At 34.5% G+C, this 19,380-nt stretch carries 19 protein-coding genes; 11 read left to right on the forward strand and 8 right to left on the reverse strand.

Features of this window, described 5'->3' with window-relative positions; genetic code table 11:
* Positions 1-40: 40 nt before the first annotated feature.
* The 6 genes from ACXR6G_RS18375 to ACXR6G_RS18400 all read right to left on the reverse strand — a co-directional run bounded on the left by ACXR6G_RS18375 (position 41) and on the right by ACXR6G_RS18400 (position 4,446).
* On the reverse strand, positions 41-721 hold the full coding sequence (locus ACXR6G_RS18375; RefSeq protein ID WP_458362917.1) for a hypothetical protein: 681 nt from the start codon (positions 719-721) through the stop codon (positions 41-43).
* Positions 722-875: 154 nt separating this feature from the next.
* A complete protein-coding gene (locus ACXR6G_RS18380) occupies positions 876-1,460 on the reverse strand; it encodes a YqiA/YcfP family alpha/beta fold hydrolase (RefSeq protein ID WP_458362918.1) in 585 nt (194 codons plus the stop codon).
* Between the two features lie 96 nt (positions 1,461-1,556).
* Positions 1,557-2,078, reverse strand: a complete 522-nt coding sequence (locus ACXR6G_RS18385) for a GNAT family N-acetyltransferase (RefSeq protein ID WP_458362919.1) — start codon at positions 2,076-2,078, stop codon at positions 1,557-1,559.
* An 8-nt stretch (positions 2,079-2,086) separates the two neighbouring features.
* Positions 2,087-2,929, reverse strand: coding sequence for a DUF7663 domain-containing protein (locus ACXR6G_RS18390; RefSeq protein ID WP_458362920.1), 843 nt, complete (start codon positions 2,927-2,929; stop codon positions 2,087-2,089).
* A gap of 209 nt (positions 2,930-3,138) precedes the next feature.
* Positions 3,139-3,645, reverse strand: coding sequence for a hypothetical protein (locus ACXR6G_RS18395; RefSeq protein ID WP_458362921.1), 507 nt, complete (start codon positions 3,643-3,645; stop codon positions 3,139-3,141).
* A 138-nt stretch (positions 3,646-3,783) separates the two neighbouring features.
* Positions 3,784-4,446: a hypothetical protein gene (locus ACXR6G_RS18400; protein ID WP_458362922.1), complete on the reverse strand. Its 663-nt coding sequence runs from the start codon at positions 4,444-4,446 to the stop codon at positions 3,784-3,786.
* 149 nt (positions 4,447-4,595) lie between these two features.
* Between ACXR6G_RS18400 and ACXR6G_RS18405 the strand changes: the two genes are divergently transcribed.
* The 9 genes from ACXR6G_RS18405 (at position 4,596) to ACXR6G_RS18445 (ending at position 12,737) form a co-directional block, all read left to right on the forward strand.
* A complete protein-coding gene (locus ACXR6G_RS18405) occupies positions 4,596-5,039 on the forward strand; it encodes a hypothetical protein (protein ID WP_458362923.1) in 444 nt (147 codons plus the stop codon).
* A 649-nt stretch (positions 5,040-5,688) separates the two neighbouring features.
* Entirely contained in the window at positions 5,689-6,357 is a 669-nt protein-coding gene (locus tag ACXR6G_RS18410; RefSeq protein WP_458362924.1) for a hypothetical protein, read from the forward strand.
* An 80-nt stretch (positions 6,358-6,437) separates the two neighbouring features.
* Entirely contained in the window at positions 6,438-6,659 is a 222-nt protein-coding gene (locus tag ACXR6G_RS18415) for a DUF6140 family protein (RefSeq protein ID WP_458362925.1), read from the forward strand.
* 168 nt (positions 6,660-6,827) lie between these two features.
* Positions 6,828-7,244 (forward strand): hypothetical protein, encoded by a 417-nt coding sequence (locus ACXR6G_RS18420; protein ID WP_458362926.1) that lies wholly within the window; start codon positions 6,828-6,830, stop codon positions 7,242-7,244.
* A 3-nt stretch (positions 7,245-7,247) separates the two neighbouring features.
* Positions 7,248-8,669, forward strand: coding sequence for a tetratricopeptide repeat protein (locus ACXR6G_RS18425; RefSeq protein WP_458362927.1), 1,422 nt, complete (start codon positions 7,248-7,250; stop codon positions 8,667-8,669).
* Positions 8,656-9,465: a hypothetical protein gene (locus tag ACXR6G_RS18430; RefSeq protein ID WP_458362928.1), complete on the forward strand. Its 810-nt coding sequence runs from the start codon at positions 8,656-8,658 to the stop codon at positions 9,463-9,465. Before ACXR6G_RS18425 ends, ACXR6G_RS18430 begins: the two co-directional genes overlap by 14 nt.
* A gap of 24 nt (positions 9,466-9,489) precedes the next feature.
* Positions 9,490-11,667, forward strand: coding sequence for a hypothetical protein (locus ACXR6G_RS18435; protein ID WP_458362929.1), 2,178 nt, complete (start codon positions 9,490-9,492; stop codon positions 11,665-11,667).
* 184 nt (positions 11,668-11,851) lie between these two features.
* Positions 11,852-12,349 carry a DNA/RNA non-specific endonuclease gene (locus tag ACXR6G_RS18440; RefSeq protein ID WP_458362930.1) on the forward strand — a complete coding sequence of 166 codons (498 nt, stop codon included), beginning with the start codon at positions 11,852-11,854 and terminating at the stop codon, positions 12,347-12,349.
* Between the two features lie 112 nt (positions 12,350-12,461).
* Positions 12,462-12,737, forward strand: coding sequence for a hypothetical protein (locus ACXR6G_RS18445; RefSeq protein WP_458362931.1), 276 nt, complete (start codon positions 12,462-12,464; stop codon positions 12,735-12,737).
* A 406-nt stretch (positions 12,738-13,143) separates the two neighbouring features.
* On the opposite strand, the gene ACXR6G_RS18450 is transcribed toward ACXR6G_RS18445, so the two are convergent.
* Together ACXR6G_RS18450 and ACXR6G_RS18455 are read right to left on the reverse strand one after the other, a co-directional pair.
* Positions 13,144-15,009: a pyruvate kinase gene (locus ACXR6G_RS18450; RefSeq protein ID WP_458362932.1), complete on the reverse strand. Its 1,866-nt coding sequence runs from the start codon at positions 15,007-15,009 to the stop codon at positions 13,144-13,146.
* A gap of 183 nt (positions 15,010-15,192) precedes the next feature.
* Positions 15,193-16,170: an NAD(P)-dependent alcohol dehydrogenase gene (locus ACXR6G_RS18455; RefSeq protein WP_458362933.1), complete on the reverse strand. Its 978-nt coding sequence runs from the start codon at positions 16,168-16,170 to the stop codon at positions 15,193-15,195.
* Positions 16,171-16,860: 690 nt separating this feature from the next.
* Between ACXR6G_RS18455 and ACXR6G_RS18460 the strand changes: the two genes are divergently transcribed.
* Together ACXR6G_RS18460 and ACXR6G_RS18465 are read left to right on the forward strand one after the other, a co-directional pair.
* Positions 16,861-17,352 carry a T9SS type A sorting domain-containing protein gene (locus ACXR6G_RS18460; protein WP_458362934.1) on the forward strand — a complete coding sequence of 164 codons (492 nt, stop codon included), beginning with the start codon at positions 16,861-16,863 and terminating at the stop codon, positions 17,350-17,352.
* Between the two features lie 27 nt (positions 17,353-17,379).
* Positions 17,380-19,380 (forward strand): hypothetical protein (locus ACXR6G_RS18465; protein WP_458362935.1); only part of this gene is annotated, 2,001 nt, incomplete at its 3' end.

Raw genomic sequence — 19,380 nt, forward strand, 5'->3', positions numbered from 1 at the left:
AAAAGGCAGAAGAATTAATTTCTTCTGCCTTTTTACTTGTCTAATCATCCAATTGTTTCATGACTTCCAAGGCTATTTTCTCATGCTTCTCATTGGTGGGATTAAAGCAATCTTGATTCAGAAGAGTTCTTAGAACCAACATAGGGTGATCGGGGTCCTTTTCATCATTACCTCGGTTTATATAGGAATTTGAAAAGGATTGGATTTGCTCATTACAGTATTCACTTTTAAGAAGAGTCATTAGGTCTCCTCTAGCTACCACCTTAAAAAACTCCCCCTTATGGTTAAAATCTTTAATAAGCTCATCAAGATTGCTAAGTTGAAATTCAGATTTCCTCTCCAGAAGTTGGTCAACCTTTTCTATCCACAATTTTATCTCCTTTTCATCTGATTCAATTTCGGAATCTTCAAAATCCTCCCGACTTTCCCAATCCTCCGAATCACCGAGGAAATAGTTAATAGCATTGCTATCACCAATTGTGCACGCTTCAATATATCTGTGACTTAAATCTGATGCCATTAAACCATAGCCAATATAAGCCATGGCTTCACTGATGGATGGAAATTCTTGTGTCATATATGCCTTATCATCGTAATGAGTATAAAAATCGTATTCACAGACCAGATAAATAGCGTTTGGCGTGAGTTTTTTTCTGTCAAATACGAAATTAGGACCTCTTCCGTCATATTTTTTGCGTAAAGATTTAGTAGATACTGTCATACATTTTTTTTAAAGCGATTTAATAATTCAATTCTTTATTTGAGCACTTAGCTAATGCGCCTGCCTTGCTTTGTACTTACGTACAGCAAGCTTCCATTGTTTTCCTTATCCTTCTATTTTCTCCGAAACAATGAGTTGAAATGAATGGACTATATCAATTTCCTACAAAGTCCTTTATCGATTCGATAATCTCATAAAACCGTTCAAATCGATGTTCTCCATTAGGATATAAATAAATACGAACATGATTGCTGAATTTAAATAGGTCCAGTGTTTTAAAAGAATCCAATAGTTCATCCCCTCTGTCCAGTAACAACAAGCCTTTGTTTTGTATGAGTTCCGGTTTGATACATGGGACTTCACTATAGGAATCTTCGGATAAAACATAGGTTTCCTGAGTATCAAAATTGATATTCTTTCCCAGAAAATGTCTTAAAGAAGATTTGGGTGACAAGACAGGATTGATGGAAATAAAACAAACATGTTTGTAACCATTGCAATCGAGTACCCTGGAAAGATGAAGAGCCAGATAGCCTCCCATGCTGATACCCATCAGAACAATTTTTTCATTTTTAGGATGGGCTAAAAGAATCTTTTCCAATCTGTCGACACTCTCATTTACATTGGCACAATTCCAGCTTGGAGAAATGACTTTAGCTCCCCTGAAATTCTTTTCCAGAAACTTAACTTTGTCACTTTTGCCAGTGGAATTAAATCCGTGAAAATTATAGATGATCATTCAGCTCCTTTCTATAGCAATTGTAAATAAAGATGGAGCCCTTTTTATTACAGCTTTCCCGTAATTCTGTGATAGATATTGACATACATCTATTTTTTAAAAAGTAATTTGATAATGCAATTCTTCATTACTGGCATTATTAATACCTGTTTTGCTTTGGAGTTTCATACCGCAGGCTTCGATTGTTTTCCTGAATCCCACATTTTTATCAAAACAGTAAGCATTGATATTTCTGAAATCTTTCATTTTAAAATAATCGAGTAAGGAAGATAAAGCCTCTTTTGCATATCCTTGTTTGGTATAGGTTTTGGCGATATTGATACCGATACAGTTCCGCTGCTTTACTGAAAAGTTGCCATGTATTTGAAATCCGATGATTTTTTGATTCTCTTTATGCCTGATTAGCCAGACCATCTGATGGAAAAATCGATTTGTAAGAAAACGGATTAAATCTTCTTTCCCAGGACCTTCATGAGCTACGTATTTGTTCATATGTTCCTGGTTTTCGACTCCATCAAAGCAGATATTCCACAACTCATCCAAATCCGAATCGCTTGGTTCATTGATATATTCCAAACGCTTACTATCTATTAGCCTTGATATTTTAGTTTGACTCATAGTCTTGTTTATTTAGTCTTTGTTGTTGAAATGTTGGAATTCAATATTTGAAATACGGTATTGTTGATTTCCCATTGTTCCTGGTTCTCAGGGGGGAGTGGTGCCAGTTTCCTGACTTCTCTTCCACGCACTTGCATCCTTTTTAAGAAAACCAATCGCGTGCAATCATTAAATGTGATGACGTATTCCGGATTAAAGCCTTGAGGAAAATAATGGTGATCGGTATCGTAAATTTCTTTGATAATACTGCGTTTACAATTGCCCCAGGCCAAACCTTCGCGGGTTGTGCACAGGTACTGAACATTCACCGCTTTGTGCTTTAAAATGAATTCTTGGAAACAGTTGATGTTTTCCATTTGCAGGTAAATGACTTTAACTTCTTCTTCGAAACCTACACTCTGACTCTTAATTTTAAGAGTCAGCAAGGCTGCATCATGTTTCTTTTTCTTTATTGGATCACTCACATGAGCCTTCTCAATAAACTCTTGATTTATATCGTAGTTTACTTTTTCTCTGTCAATCTTAACGGCTACGTATTTAGTAACAAGAATCTCAGTCCTTCCGTCTGAATATACTGTATATCCTCCATTCTTAATGGAATCCAGATTATCGATCAACTCATTTATTTCACCTCCAAGGCAGTTGAATACATACAAATCGGGTTTCTTTAATTCGTATTGGTGATGCCTTTTAAGATGATTGATATGGTAATCAGTTAGATAAACAGGACCTCGAAAATCCATGCCTGCACTCACATACCAATATACATTTGGCATTGATGGCATCTCCTCAAAATAGGCATGGTATTCCGATAGATTATCAATTGGCTGAAGGAGTTCTTTTATTTTCATAAGTCTGGTAAATGGTAGCTTAAAAATATATGATTAAAACATAAGATGTAACTGTCAAAACTGTCAACTTGCCTATTACAGTCCATTTTGAATGAATTTAAATAACAGATTTGCTAGTTCGGAAGTGTAACTCAAAGGCACGAAGCATAAGTTCTTCATGTTAAACAGATTATTTCTGGTGATTGATATAATTTGTGTACTAGCTTCTTCTAATATTCTCGAAGGAAATTTTCAGCATCTAATCTCTTTTTTACAGATTTTGCAATTTCTTTGGTTTGTTTTGAATAATCCGATAAGTATTCAATAACAGTGAACAAAGCATCAGGTGTCAGATCAGCAGAGAGATAATAACTGAGAAAGATAATGTTATACCCATTTTCATTTCGTAAGCAATACCTTCCAAAAAAGCTTTCGCGAAATTCAGTAGCGAAATCACAGGGATCATAAGTTTTTTCGGGAAATTTTAGGATGTCAACTCTGGCTTCATAATAGAAATAAGCCCCCATGTAGAAAAGCGAATCCTTCAAAATCACAGGGTATTCATTCATCTCAATGTTAGGATACAAATAATATTCAGATCCTCTCATATCCATCTCTAATTCAGCGTTCTTAATCCATTTTTCGAACATTTTAGTAAATGGATCCTTCTTTTCTCTGAGATTGATACCTGATATTAGAATTGGGTAAATTAAAAGTAGAAGTAGTTTTGCTTTCATCATCGATTTATTTGGTTCAATACAAATATCTCCAATGTGTCCGCCAAACTGTGACGCATTGAGTCAATGGTTTGAAAATCAATCATTGTAGATCGATTTTAAGAAGTTTTTTATATAAAAGGGGATGGTGTGTTTTGTTTATTCCAGAGTAATGGTATCCATATTTTGATTCTCGATTTCAATCAATAGTTGCTCCTTAATGGAATGCATATCTTCTGTTTCCAAGCATAATATGAGAGATTTGCTTTCAGCAAAGGCCCCAATGTTTCGGTATAGTTCAGCCATTGAGATAAGTTCATGCATGTCATTTTTATCAAGCAATTCGATAAGAAGTAATGCGTTGTCTCTATATTTTTCTTGATTTAGTATTGACAGTTCATTTCGGTTTTCTCGTCTGAATCGATTATTAAAAGATCTCCAAATATGAAATCGAATCATTTTCACATCCAGGTTCTTTTGTTTCAATGCTTCAAAATATTCATCTGTGGAAGGCGTTTTTATGAAGTCAACATCTATATATTTCATGTAATGGTCAATGGAATTATCCTCTATATTTTCTACAGATCTTTCAAAAAACTTCAAAAATTCGATACTGTCTTTGGTCTTATAATCTTTGAGTAAATCAAAGTTGTTGCAATGTTTACATTTAATCAATTCCGGGTTTTGTGGTGCCATGGGTGATATTCTTATCCCATCTGACCATAAGGTTGATAAGAAAGTGTTACCACTTAATAAAGAAGATTTCTTTGAAAGAGAATTACAGGTAGGGCATGCAATTATAAGCGTTGGGCCTGGTATCATAATGTGAATATTTTTTAGTGAAATTACAAAGATCAAAAGTTGATATGCCAGGATATGACGTACCTATATTAAATTCATCTCAGACCAACTGCGACATGCTTTGGCGTACACATGCTTTTTCTTTGTGATATATTTAAAAACTATAGATTATGAAGGCTGATAAAGTTATACAGGTATTGAATTCAAAATGTAATCGTAATGAACCTATTTGCGAACTTTTGATTGAGATTATATCTCTACGCGAAAAGCTAAAACAACCGGATAAACAGTCTTTCTATTTCAAGCGAGGCATTACTCAACAACGAAAGAGATTTGTTGAATTGAAGGGTGAATACGAATCTCTTAAAAATCATATCAATAAGAATAAACTTGGAGACCTAAGGGTATCACTTGAAAATCAAAAAAAATACTTAAAAAAGTGGAAAGCAAAAAGAGAAATTCACATTACTGATATGATTGCCATCTCTGCACTTCAGAGGGGGATTGTTTTTCGGGAAAATATCATAAGGGCTAAGAAAAAATATAACCGGCTCCATGCTTTGGAGTATTATTTATTGAATCCAGAAAGTTTAGTGGTGTTTTTTGATGTGTAAATGGGATAGGCGAAGGATCATGGCTGTTATTACAATATAGATGAGGAATTAAGCAAAAAATGTGAAGGACTTGTGTGAAAATGTACATGGTTGGATAGTTTATGTAATAAATATGTGTGTTTTTAGTTTATCATAGAATTGGAAGAGAAATAGCCCGACTCTTCTATCAGGAGGATAAGAAGGAATTAATGGAGTGGTGTCATGAATTCTTAATGGATCTGATTTCTCTGTTTTCTTGCGAATTTGATTTTTCGCTTATTGATGATAGTATGGAAGATCACTTAGAATATGTTCTTAATGAATATAAGAGACGAGTATTTATGAATTTCCCCATTCGATATACCTTCAAATGAAAAAAAATAAAATTTTTAAAAGCCAAAATTAACCGTTTGGCTTTTCTTATATGCATTTATTATGGTTTATGTGAAAGTATGGTTTTGTCATAAGTCATAGTGTTTATGGCATTTATGACTTTGTCATAAATTTGGCAGATTTGACAGTTAACTTTAATGAAAAAAAACTGTATAATTGTTAAAATATTTATTGATAAATAAAACTTCAATTTGATCCAAGAAAAAGCAGGTGCAAATTAAATTATTCAATTGTGTCTATTTATTTTATGACTTAGTAAAACATCAAAATCTTTCAGATGACTATTGCAGCTTATTATCGTGATGATAATTGTTTATTGTTGAGGAAATGGCAAGCCTTAGGAGCCGAAAGCCTAATATACGATGGTATTGTTTCGCCAAGCCATTGGTTTGCTTCCGATATTAAAATATTGGTGATCATGAAAGAGGCCTATGGTGGTGGGTTTTGGAATATTGCCGAGCAAATATCAGCTGATGATGGTATTTTAAAAGTTGGAGGCACTGCCAGCCAAGGCACTCAAAACAGGTTAGCCGAATGGGTTTTTGCTATTCGACAAGGATTGAACAATTCAAAACTTGATATCGAAAGTGAGAAAGCCAAAGGATATTTTAAGGCTAGAAAGTATATGTTAGAAATTGCTTACGTGAATCTTAAAAAGATAAATGGGAACAACACTTCTAGCGATACAGACATCAAAACACATGTTTCCAATTATAAGTATTTATTAAAAGAACAGATAGAATTGATAAAACCTAATATGATTCTATGTGGCGGCACGTTTCATTTTATCGATGGCGTATTGATTGATAAATGTCAACCAATTGCGGGATTACAAAACTGTTACCACAACTCAAAATATACTGTATTGTCAACCTATCACCCTGCTGCTCGAAACGCACATATTGTAGCCGAAGAGTTGTACCAAAAAGCTAAAAAGTTGAAATGATTTTTAGGCTAAGACAGATTATGGGATAGGTTGATGGTAGGTTTGATGAAAATTATTAATATACTAAAAGTACATTGATTATGGCACTATTTAAAGTTAGCGTAAAAAGACCAGCATTATTAGGTAATGTTCGACTTGAGAAAGGAATGGAAGTAAATGTTACTGGACCTCCTATGTCAAACCCCTTACATAACGAAGGAGGCATACCTACAAATGACGCTTTCCTTCGAGTTTATGGTATTGATATGAAAAAAGCCAATGCATTAAATACGAACTTTTTAGAATGGGTGAAGATTAGTTAAGTGATAATAATATGAAACAGATATTAAGAACCGTAAAGTAGAATGTTTTTAGTTGGTTAAATGTTGAATGCCCAAAATGTGGGAGTGAAGATGCATATCACAATGGTGTTTATTACGAATGCCCAAGTTGTGATTACGAATGGAGTGAATTAAATTAAAAGTTATAAAATGGGAAAAATAATAAATAAGTTAGCAAACATCTCAAAAGAGGAGGTTGAATTTGCAAAAGATTGTTTTAATGATGGTAGAGGAGCCATAAATGATATCAATCAGCTTGCGAATTCATGGAATGAATCAAAACGCTTAGATAACGAAAATCTGAAAATCAAAGGAGATATTATGAATATGGCTTTGAAATTTCAGCAAACTCAGTATTTGCTTGACAAAATTTTCTCAGAAAGAAGTTCTGTAATCGATAAGCATTTTGAAATAATTGACAGAGGGTTAAAAGAGGGTAATGATGAATTAATGCTCCAAGGCTTGAAAAATGTGAGCAATTTTGTTTCACAGAATCCATTAGAGAATTTTGATAAGTTTTGCGAAGTTCTAGACAATGATGATGAAACTTTAGAGTTAGATTTTTAGCTTATGAAAAATGTAATATTATTGATTAGCATTTTATTGCTAATATGTTCGTGCGGTGACGATAGAACCCCAAAAGAACAAATTGACGAATACAATAAACTATACAGTGAAGCTTTAGGGTTAAGTGACGGTAGTCAGTTTGAAGCTGCTATTGAGAAACTCAATCTAGCTAATAATATTACTGATACAATTGAGAAATCTTTTTTATTAAGAGCTCATTGTTATTTTAAACTAAAGGATTTTGATAGCTCTATCGATGATTATTCTGACGCAATTAAACTTGTTGGTGATTCATCTTCTTCCTATAAACAAAGAGCAATCGTTCAACTTGCAGCAGAAGAAGATGATGATTTTATCGATGATATTAATAATTACTTGAAATTTCATAGTAGAGATATTGAAGCATATACCTTAAGAGGTGATTATTTTTGCAAAAACAATGATCTTGAAGATGGAATAGCTGACTATACAATTGCTCTCGATATTGAGCCTGCAAATGTAGATTTGTATCTTAAAAGAGGAAATGCATATAGTGTTGTTAGTAATAATAGTAAAAGTATTTCCGATTTAGAGGAATTTGTAAAACTCTCTGGAGGTGAAGGGAATTCAGATATCTATTTTAAGAAAGGCTGCTTGTATTTATCTACCGAGCAATATTCACAAGCATTGGCTGATTTCAACAAAATACCTGAATGGGATAAACTTTATACTGAAGTATTTGCCCATAAGGGAATCTGCAACTTCGAGTTAGGTGATAATGAGGAAGCCATAGTGAATTTTACAGATCATCTATCGTTAAATAAAAAGGATACTGATGTTTTGAAAAAGAGAGCAGAAGCTTATTTGATGATAGATGATATTCAAAAATCGTATGATGATTCTCAGTCTGCAGCGAATATTATATGGGAGAACAATGGCTTCTTTTATAAATACAAATATTTTTTGTTTTACCTCATTGGATTCATTATAGTAGGTGTCTTTATTCTAACTAAGAACGAATACACCTTTGATAATCTTAAAACTAAAAAGGTGTACTTATATTTTGCCTGGAGTTTTCTTTTTGGAGGTCATTTAATTGCTTTACGATCGTATCGCTATATTTTATTCTCATTAGTAATTTTCACACTATTTCTGTACAATAATTTCGAAATAGTCTCCTATATATCTGACATGAGATTATTCCTTTACAGTCTAGAACCAAGTTTGATAAATATTTGTGTGCTCACACTATTAGTTGTGATGCTCTCATACGATATGCTTACAATCCCTTATCAAGTTAAGCAAAGTAATTATACAGTACAGAAAGGTATTAGTAATGTAGATGCAATTGAAAGAGCAGAGAAGCTAAGAAGTATAGAGCAAAGTATTGCAAAATTAACACCTGAGTTTGAATCTTTAAAATTAGAACAAAATGGGCTGGTTTGAAAATGTAGTTACGTTAGGGCAGCACGGTAAGCTCGAAAAGGAAATTGAAGAATATATTGAAATCGCTAATTATTCTGATAGGCTGTCAAAAGTGTATGGAAGTTTACATACTCATAATAATGAGTTGGTAGAAATTTTAAAAGTTGAAAGAGAAGATGCGTTGCGGAACCTGAGTATGACAAAGAACCTTATTGCTAGGATTAAGTCAAATCTGAATAGTAAGGACCAGGAATTGCTTAAAGATATTATTTTGGATATAAATATTGATTCGAGTCAATTAAAACAAAAGAAACTCGAAGTAGATTATTCACAAAATTTGGAAGCTATTTCCGATCAAGCCTTTGTTTCTATTGATAAATCGCTATCACGTCTTGAATCTAAAGAAACGATTACAAAGGTTGATGTTAAGAGAGAGGCTATTAATGTTGGCGTAGAAATGGGGGCTTCATTAATCTCCGAAGCTATTGATATGTTTGGTAAGACTGCTGCAAAACGAAAAGAGGTTCAAGAAAACGTTTTGGAGTTGAAAAAATATATTAAGAGTGCAAGTAGATCTATTCCTAAACTTTCAGCTTCATCGAAACGCTCAATTGAAGTGTCAAGGGTTTTAAATAAAACCAACGAAGCATTTTGTGTAAAATATCAAGAGTTGTTCACTTTAGCTGTACCAAAACCAAAGTTCTCTTTTGGTAAAGATGCAATTGTTCTTGATGCAGATTTGAAAAAAAAGCTTAGTAATTTAATGAGACTGTGTAGTGAATATAACAAAGTGAATCAAGCAAATAAAATAAAATAAATCCAAATAACACAAGCTTAAAATATGGAAAAAATTAACGATATAATTTCACAGTGCATTGAAGAAAACTCCTCAATATTTGAACCCGAAGGAGTTTATCGCCCCAAAGATGGCATTCTACAAAATCTTGATGATTCACAAAATGATTTTATTGACCATATTGCTAATTCTCATAAATTAGAGAGAGAAGAATATGTCCACCTCCTATTTTCACACAAAGAGGAAGATACTGGATATGACGATAGATATAATTATTTTACCACAATAATTACAAACAAAAGAGCTTCTATGTCCAAAGATATTTATTATCAAGATATACAGCATTTTGAAAATGATTCTCAAAGGTCCCACAATTGGGTTAATTCAGAAATATCCTTTAATGAAGAAGAGTCGCACATAATGTTTCAACCACTTAATAATAACAAATATCGTTATTACGGTGATTTTTATTTTAACAACATAGAACAAGAGCAAATATCTACTCTATTAGAGAAAATTAATTCTGAAATAAGATCAATAATATTTGAAAAATATATAATAGGGATTAAAGATAGAGTAGAAAAAAAAGAATATCAGGAGGCTCTTGATTTGTGTATTGGTTTTGCCGAGAAGTATGGAGAATGTACAGCATTTACAATGGATGCTATAAATCTTCTTATAAAACTTAAGAGATATGAAAAGGCTAGGTTAATTATTGAGAAGGAGCTAGACGAAAATGTATCTGCCGATTATTTATATGAATTATTGGATTCGAAAACATACTTGCATTATGAACAAAAAGATTATTACCAAGCTCTCAGAGAAGCTCTCTCAGTAAATAATTTTAAGCAGAATAATGATCAGGAAAGAGCTGGTGAACTCATAACTGAATCGTATAATGATTATAGAGACAAATTCATAACAATTCCATACAATCAACGAAAACTAATCTGCATAGATGAGAATCTCTCTGATTTATCATCAGATAAATTTTTGGTGGTTAAAAAGAATGACCTACCTGATATTAGTTTGCCAATGGGGCATCCTATTGAAAATACGCTTTATATCGGGCACCCTTATTCGGCAGAAACCTATATGCCTATAGAAAATTATGAGTTCGAATTGCTCTTAGATAAGATAAATGAATACAGTTATATTCTTCAATGCATGGGTGCTACGAAACTCTCAATTGAAAATATTACTGGACAAAACAGTGATAGTCAGCGTAAGTCTTCCCTTGATGTTGAAGCTAATGTTGGATCCAGATTGGTAAATGTTAATGCTAATGTTGGTATAGATAAAAAGAGCAAAATTGCTCAGACTTTTAATCAGAGAATTGCTCGAAACCAAACTTTCTCTCCAACTAAAAAACCATATTTACCTGAAAATTTAGTTTGGTATCCACAAACTGCTGCTTGGAAACGTTTATTCGAACAAAGAATAAATGGGAATATTTTAGAGCATCACGATGTTATTTCTACTCAGCAAACTAAACTCATTTCTCAAAATGAATTGCTAAGTATAAAAGCTGATTTTAAATCTTTATTGGCTAATATTGAAGCTAGTGTTAATTACGAAACAGAATCAATTTTTGAGGAGAATGAAACTTCAGATTGGAAAATAAGCGTTGAATTTGCACCTATTGAAACGCTTAAGGAATTAGCTGCAACTATTAATAATGCTCCAGAGTTAAACAGGTCAAATCAAGAGCAGAGTAAGTTGGGTATTTATTCTGAAGAAATAAAATTCATGCTCGAAGATGATGGCCAAATTGACGAAGATGAAAGAAGAATTCTTGAACGTAAAAGAAAGAAATTAGGTCTTAGCGAAGAGGAAGCTTTGAGTGTTGAGCAATCCTTGCTTGCCGATGCTAGTTATTCCGAACAGGAATTAGAATTTATTCAGGAAATAAAAGATTCTTCTGAGAATGGACAATTAGAAGAAGGAGACTGGAGAGTCTTGCTAAGACTAGCTAAAAAGATGGGTATTAGCGAAGAAAGAGCAAGAGAGTTAGGTGATGTTGGATTGTCAAATAAAACTACAAGTTACAACGAAACTGAATTAACTTATATCGAAGAAATCAAGTTTTGTTTAGAGGACGATGGTGAAATCTCAGCCAGTGAAAGGAGACTTTTAAATAAAGAAAGAGACAGCTTGGGTATTTCAGCAGAACGAGCTGAAGAAATAGAGCAAGAATTTATTAAAGAAGTGGAAAAAAGGTAACCTAGCCCACTCCTCGTCCCACCCTCGCCATACCTTAGCATTATAATTAAAAGATAGCTCAAGAATTGAGCATTAATAATCATTTAAAAATTAGTATTATGAACGAAGGTGTGAGCAAGGAGGACGTGGGGAAAGCTGCAAGCGTAACTACGGCAGGTGCAGCAGCTGTGGTAGACGTAATCTATTGTTAAGTCATACTGCTTTGCTGCCTAATGCGACCTATAAAATAACAGATCAGGAAAATATACATTGGTTTACAACAGATAACTTGGGTAGAACAATTAAAACTCAACATTGGGTAAAGGCTATTTATCGTCAACGATTAAACGACGAGCAAACCAAAGCCTTAATGTGTAAAGACGAAGATACCAATCCAAACACACCCCGGCAGATTAATAATGAGGGTGGTCATATATTGGCTGATTCTGCTGGTGGGTTGCCCGAGTCCATTAATATTTTTCCTCAAGCATATAGGGTCAACCATAGTAGTGAATGGCGTGGTTTAGAAACCTCCATTAAAAATGCAGTCATTAATGGTGCTAATGTTATTGTAGAAACCGAATTTGATTACCTAAATAATTGTAAGCGACCTACCCAATACACCTATAGACTTTCTATCAATGGTCAAACAACAAAACATTCGTTTGATAACCGGAATCTTACCATTGAAGACTTATATTGATGGAATATTTTACAAACACTTTGATGCAAATGGGGAATTTTCCGATGTCAACCTTATACTAGCTTTTTAAGATGGCCAATCGCATAATCATTACTTTGAGGAGTTTACTCAGTTGGCAATTACCTATTTAAAGGAATTGAAAGATTCTGATAAAACAGCACTTTGCTTTCGTCTGATTAAAAATGATAAATATTACAATAAATTGTTAGAATGTATTGACGAAGATGAATCTGATACAATGGAGCAATTTGATCACAAGATCCTATGTAAACCTATAGTTGTGTGTTTACGTGTTAGTTACATGTGTGGTTTACAGGTTTACACGGGAAAAGTGAAAATGGAAGTTAAGATGAGTATTCATATTTATATGAATTGGTCATTCAAATGAAAGAGGGGAGAAATAACCGGTGATATCTCCACTGACATCAATATTTTCATTTTCCAAAACGGAAAGTTATTGCTTTTTTGAAAATGTTTGTTTCTTATTTGTAACCCGATCGTTGTAAGTTGCTGACTAGTAGTGGCGGTTTGCTTTTGCAAGAAACATTAATATACTGAGAGGCTGTTCCGAAAGGAGCAGCTTTTTTTTGTTCGTACGGAAGCCTTAAGTTATTTGATAAATCAGCCTGTCTGTTTTAAGGAACAGTCATCTTCTTGGAAACAAGAGTAAAGTCATTTTATCAAAGAGTTCTTCTATTTTAACAAGAGTTACACCGATTGGATAGGTGAGTTAGGTACCATTTGCGATTGATGAAGTTCTGGTTCAGCCCGCTTCACCCCGGATCGCATTCAGTTTAGCCCCTATCCCCCAAATCCGCCTCCGAAAGCGAGGGCGAAAAACTAACATTCTTCTCACGGTACGGCTCCAAATTCTTTAGTATACTATCCAGCAACTTAATAGAATCCAAAATAAAAGGCCCCTTATTCAACATCACGCAGTCAGCTTGTTGGGCTTCCACTACATCTGTAATTTCTGCCCTTGAAGGGACACCTCGTTTCGCCAGATTCTCCAAAACCTGAGTCGCCCAAATATCCGTAACATGCGCAGCCTGGCAAAAAGAAAGAATTTCCATTTGCACCCGACCCATATTTTTCCAACCACATTCCACCGCCAGATCACCGCGGGCAATCATCACACCGATGGGATAAAGTTGCATAGCCGCCAAAAGTATTTCCGTTAGCTTGTTGAAGCCTCTTTGAGTCTCTATTTTTAAAATCACGCCCAGACCGCTTTTAGCTTTTCGTTTTTTCAACTCATTCAACAGTTGCCGGATATCGGAAGGACTATTTACAAATGACAAATTAATGACATCCGCATGTGCTACAACAAAGTCGAGATCCAATATATCTTTTTGTGTAAGCCCGCTAATGCTTAGGTGACTCAAAGGAAAATTCATCCCTTTGTCGGCTCTCAGTTTACTACCGTTTTCAGCAGTATGCTTGATCTCAATTTCTGCAAACTCTTTCTGAATGGATTTGATGACCCCGCCCATCTTACCATCATCAAACAAAACAGGTTCGCCCACTTTTGAATCATCAAAAACTTCTGGTGCTGTGCAGGAAATATGTGCCACAGAAATCAATTTCCCCTGCGCATCATAGCGAGCCGATTCCCCAGCCAACACCTCCCGGTCAACTCTTAAAAGGTCTCCCTTTTGTAAAAGTAGGGGCATTTCAATCGTTGAAATAACACCCACCTTAACAATGGCTTCTTTCTTATCCTTTTTTGTGTACAGTTCAATGCCTGTTTCCAGAAATGTTGTTTTAAAACAGAGAGCGATCAAGCCATTGTCATGTGTTTCAATGATTTCTAATTCCCGTTTTTTATTTCGGGCATCCCGGAACGACAACACATCACCTGGTGCCAACTTTTTCAAATCTTCACTGCTTAATGGTAGCAGGGGCATGCCGCTGGTATCAACTTCCTGATCCGATATCAAAATTTGTAATGGCTGAACGATTTCTCCGCGTTCATTTTTTTCCGGCCTCAATTTTCTTACCCTGGGCCCGCCCACCAAGGGCCCCGTTCGTATTTTAGGACCAGCCAGATCCATCGTCACTTTACAAATATTATTTAATTGCTTCGAGGCCTTGCGTACGTGTTTGATCATTTTTGCCCAGGCCTGCTTATCATCATGGGCACAATTGATGCGGGCGCAATTCATGCCCTTGGCTATCATGTCCTTCACCATGTCATAGTCATTAGCAGCTTCGCTGGGTAGCGTCACCATAATACGGGTACGACGACCTTTTGAACGGTAGCCCAACAAGCTTTTGGCATTCGTCTTCAATAGCCGATTCGCTTTTTTATAGGAAACACCCTTGCGACTATTTTTCATTTCCTTTCCCAAAAATGATTTTAAAATAGCCCGATTGAGATAAAGACTTCTCAGGACATGACTCTGTACCCTGGCAAGTCTGGACATGCTCATATTTCTCAAACCTTTTTGAAGCTCATTCAAATCATGACTTCGCAAGGCCCGGTAATGGATAAGGTTACGCGCACTCTCCTGGTATTCGGGATGTACCTTTTCCAATTCTTTTCCATACAGCTTCTCCATTTCAAATGCTGCCTCAATGATGGTATCTATGCGACCGATCAAGGAATTTATTTTTGCTGCCTTCTTCGGAGAGATGTTGAATTTTTCAGGATTTGCCATTGCTTTTATATTCCTTTTTAAAAGATAGTTGAAATATGTTGAGTCATGATTTCTTCCATTTTTAGTTTTTTATTTGGCTATAAGGGGTGGGCTATTCCGCCATTACCAAGCCATTGTTTAATGGTAGGATTTTTCGATTATAAAATTCCGTCGCAATGAATTTTAGCCCTTGTTGTGGCACTGTTAGATTACTGAAATTACAATTTTACCATTGTGCAGTCCATCCCCAAATCGTTGAATCGCCCAAGGTATTTTGTCAAAAGGATAAGGACCATCTATAACACAATTTATCTTCTTGTCCTCATAAAGCTGATTGATGTACTCCAAGTCCTGATTAGCTTTCAACATGACCATGTGCACACGTTTCTTGCTAAATAATTTTAGTATCGGACTCATATAAAACATTTGCAACAGTTTGCCTGATTTACCACCTATTGAAACGTATTTTCCTTCCGGTTTAAGAACCTTTAAATATTTCCAGAGCGATCGATTGGTCTTGCAATCAAGGATTAGATCATATTGCTGATCACTCCTAGTAAAGTCTTCTTTTTTATAGTCAATTACCTTGTCAAACCCTTGAGTTTCCATCGCTTTTAATTTTTCACCCGTATCGCCCCCTGTAACGTCTGCCTTGTAAAGTTTTGCTATTTGAATTCCAAATGAACCAACACCGCCGCCGCCGCCATTGATCAAGATTTTCTGGCCATCTTTAATCTGTCCCACATTCCGCAGAGCTTGTAGGGCAAGCATTGCTGCGTGTGGAATACTAGTTGCCTCTTCAAAACTCATGCTATCTGACTTTCGGGCCAGTGCTTTCTCATCTATGCAAAGAAACTCAGCAAAGCTGCCAAATCCGAATGCTGAGATGTCACCGTAAACGGCATCACCGGCTTTAAACTTTGTCGCCTTATTTCCGACCTGCTCCACAATTCCTGCGACCTCCATTCCTGGTATCCTTAATTTTTTTCTGGGACTAAATATCCCAAAGAACAGACGATAAACAAAAGGCTTTCCGGTGGTAATGCACCAATCGTAATCATTGATCGTTGTTGCACAAACTTTAACCTGAACCTCGGTATTTTTAGGTTCAGCTTGTACGGCCTCTATAAGCCTAAGAACTTTGTCAGGCTCTCCGTAGTTTTTAATATTATATGCTTTCATATTTACTAATATGCCACACTAGTTTATAACATCAATATTGATGTTATTTCTTTAACACCTTTTGTGATATCTTGTTTAAAATATTATCACGACTTTTTAATTGCTGTCAACTAATATAACTAACTGCTATACCATGGCTTTTCACTATGGCTACAATAACTTCTTTATATACTTTTTCAACTCATACTACAAGTTACCACCTATTTGTTAGTGATAATAACTGAGTTTGACTAGCTAATACTTTAATGTTTGTAACGAGTTGAAAATGTGGATTATCGAAAGGGGTGGGGTTGCTCTCTTTCTTATGTTAAATAGACTGTTAGGATGATGTTCCATGTGGGAAAGTTTAAACCTTATTTCCCAAACTTCGTCATTGTTATCGGGGCGATAATGAGGAGGCCGTTTTTAAGAACAATGGAAGTTCATTTTTGGATTTCTATTTTTTGTGCCAATTGTTTCGTTTGAAAAATACACTTATGTTGAATCTAGTGTCACATTTTTTGATTCTTTTTTGCTTAATGATATAAACATTTGACTATTTAATTAGATGTGTTGTATTGTCAGTATAATGAAGTTTTTAAGTCGGCGGATAAACTTGACAGATTTGACAGTGTATTTTTATATGATAATAGTATAGTTTTGTGAACTATCATTATATAAAATATTATTGTGAATAAGAATTGTAAAAGTATGAGAGGGATAAAGGGTGGAAATAAATTGGTTTTAATCTGCTTATTTACTTCGGTTTTTAATGTCTCAAATGCGCAAGAAGTAATAAGCACTGGTGGTAATTCCCATAAAACAGAGACCCTTCAGCTGAGTTGGACATTAGGTGAATTAAGTATTCAGACGATAGATAATTCAAATTTGATTCTTACTCAAGGTTTACACCAAAGTTTGATTGAGATTGAAAAAGTTGATACAGGAGAAGAATTTGACATTGACTTGATTGTTTACCCTAATCCTACAAAGGGGAAATTACATTTAATCATTAAACGGTTCGATGAATTGCATTCGCTGAAATATTCCATATGTGATATTAAGGGAGTTGTAATTAAACGTGAAACTATTGTCACACCCACAACAGAGATTTCTCTTCATGGCTTGTCTTCAGCAGTTTACTTTTTGAAAGTATTCGCTAAAGAAAGTTTAATTCAAACATTCAAAATCGTAAAATACTAGCCAATAATGAGAAGCTTAAATCAAAATATGAAAAGAATACTACTATTATTCTGTACTGTAATCTTTTTATTAAACAGCGCAGTTTGTCAGGTGCCACAGAAGTTCAATTATCAGGCAGTGGTTCGAAATGTTGAAGGAAATGTTATCTCTAATTCAAAGATTAGTGTTAGAGTATCAATTCTTCAGGATGGCAGTTTTTTAGTTTATGAAGAGGAATTCGAAACCACGACTAATGCCTTTGGATTAATAAATTTAAAAATAGGAGAGAAGGAAGATGATGCTTTTGCTTCCGTGGATTGGTCGCAAGGAAAATACGCATTAAAGATTGAAATTGATGAAACAGGTGGTGTTAACTATTCATATGTGGGGACAAGTCCTTTATTAAGTGTTCCGTTTGCCCTTTCTGCAAAAACGGCTGAAAATGTATTTTCAGGAGATTATAATGATTTGAAAAATGTACCTGGATATATTTCAGATGGAGATAATGATACTCACTTGACAGATGAAGAAATAACAGCTTTAGGCTATGTGAAAAACTCTGATGATGCTGATGCCGATTCAGCTAATGAGATTCAGGACTTGGCTTTGAATTCAACGACTAACATTCTAACGATTACAAATAATGGATCAGCCAAAGCCATTGACTTAAGTAAGTATCTTGATAATACCGATACTGACACTAAACTAAGTGATTCTGATATTTCAGGTTTGGGCTATATCAAATCGGCTGCTGATGCCGATGCAGATTCGAAAAATGAGATTCAGGATTTATCATTAAATAAAGCAACAAATGTTCTTACCATTACCAATATTGATTTAGCCACTGATATTGATTTGACACCATACTTGAATGTAGATACAAAATTAAGTGATGCAGAGATTACTGCATTAGGTTATATTAAGAATGCTGGTGATGCTGATTCAAGTAATGAAATCCAGACTTTGACATTAAATGAAAGCACTAATATTTTAACCTTAAGCAAGAATGGTTCAACCAAAACAATTGATTTAAGTTCATATTTGGATGATACTAAATTGAGCGATAAAGATATTGAAGCTTTAGGCTATATCAAGGATGCTGGTGATGCTGATTCAAGTAATGAAATCCAGAGTTTGACATTAAATGAAAGCACTAATATTTTAACCTTAAGCAAGAATGGTTCAACCAAAACAATTGATTTGACTCCATATTTGAATGTTGATACAAAACTATCTGATTCTGATATTGAAGCTTTAGGCTATATCAAGGATGCTGGTGATGCTGATTCAAGTAATGAGATTCAGAGTTTGACATTAAATGAGAGTACTCATGTTTTAAGCTTAAGTAATAATGGTTCAACCAAAACAATTGATTTAAGTTCATATTTGAATGTAGATACAAAATTATCTGATTCAGATATTTCAGGTTTGGGCTATATCAAATCGGCTGCTGATGCCGATGCCGATTCGAAAAATGAGATTCAGGATTTATCATTAAATAAAGCAACAAATGTTCTTACCATTACCAATATTGATTTAGCTACAGATGTTGATTTGACACCATACTTGAATGTAGATACAAAATTAAGTGATGCAGAGATTACTGCATTAGGCTACATTAAGGATGCTGATTCAGGCAATGAAATCCAGACTTTGACATTAGATGAAAGCACTAATGTTTTAAGCTTAAGCAAGAATGGTTCAACTAAAACAATTGATTTGACTCCATATTTGGATGATACTAAATTGAGTGATAAAGATATTGAAGCTTTAGGCTATATCAAGGATCCTGGTGATGCTGATTCGAGTAATGAGATTCAGAGTTTGACATTAGATGAAAGCACTAATGTTTTAAGCTTAAGCAAGAATGGTTCAACTAAAACAATTGATTTGACTCCATATTTGGATGATACTAAATTGAGCGATAAAGATATTCAAGCTTTAGGCTATATCAAGGATGCTGGTGATGCTGATTCAAGTAATGAAATCCAGAGTTTGACATTAAATGAAAGCACTAATATTTTAACCTTAAGCAAGAATGGTTCAACT

This window comes from Ancylomarina sp. YFZ004 (genome assembly GCF_054254355.1).

Bases quoted from the DNA above. Each gene is read 5' to 3' on its own strand.
- ACXR6G_RS18375 (WP_458362917.1), bottom strand. From the start codon at position 721: ATGACAGTATCTACTAAATCTTTACGCAAAAAATATGACGGAAGAGGT.
- ACXR6G_RS18380 (WP_458362918.1), bottom strand. From the start codon at position 1,460: ATGATCATCTATAATTTTCACGGATTTAATTCCACTGGCAAAAGTGAC.
- ACXR6G_RS18385 (WP_458362919.1), bottom strand. From the start codon at position 2,078: ATGAGTCAAACTAAAATATCAAGGCTAATAGATAGTAAGCGTTTGGAA.
- ACXR6G_RS18390 (WP_458362920.1), bottom strand. From the start codon at position 2,929: ATGAAAATAAAAGAACTCCTTCAGCCAATTGATAATCTATCGGAATAC.
- ACXR6G_RS18395 (WP_458362921.1), bottom strand. From the start codon at position 3,645: ATGAAAGCAAAACTACTTCTACTTTTAATTTACCCAATTCTAATATCA.
- ACXR6G_RS18400 (WP_458362922.1), bottom strand. From the start codon at position 4,446: ATGATACCAGGCCCAACGCTTATAATTGCATGCCCTACCTGTAATTCT.
- ACXR6G_RS18405 (WP_458362923.1), top strand. From the start codon at position 4,596: ATGAAGGCTGATAAAGTTATACAGGTATTGAATTCAAAATGTAATCGT.
- ACXR6G_RS18410 (WP_458362924.1), top strand. From the start codon at position 5,689: ATGACTATTGCAGCTTATTATCGTGATGATAATTGTTTATTGTTGAGG.
- ACXR6G_RS18415 (WP_458362925.1), top strand. From the start codon at position 6,438: ATGGCACTATTTAAAGTTAGCGTAAAAAGACCAGCATTATTAGGTAAT.
- ACXR6G_RS18420 (WP_458362926.1), top strand. From the start codon at position 6,828: ATGGGAAAAATAATAAATAAGTTAGCAAACATCTCAAAAGAGGAGGTT.
- ACXR6G_RS18425 (WP_458362927.1), top strand. From the start codon at position 7,248: ATGAAAAATGTAATATTATTGATTAGCATTTTATTGCTAATATGTTCG.
- ACXR6G_RS18430 (WP_458362928.1), top strand. From the start codon at position 8,656: ATGGGCTGGTTTGAAAATGTAGTTACGTTAGGGCAGCACGGTAAGCTC.
- ACXR6G_RS18435 (WP_458362929.1), top strand. From the start codon at position 9,490: ATGGAAAAAATTAACGATATAATTTCACAGTGCATTGAAGAAAACTCC.
- ACXR6G_RS18450 (WP_458362932.1), bottom strand. From the start codon at position 15,009: ATGGCAAATCCTGAAAAATTCAACATCTCTCCGAAGAAGGCAGCAAAA.
- ACXR6G_RS18455 (WP_458362933.1), bottom strand. From the start codon at position 16,170: ATGAAAGCATATAATATTAAAAACTACGGAGAGCCTGACAAAGTTCTT.
- ACXR6G_RS18460 (WP_458362934.1), top strand. From the start codon at position 16,861: ATGAGAGGGATAAAGGGTGGAAATAAATTGGTTTTAATCTGCTTATTT.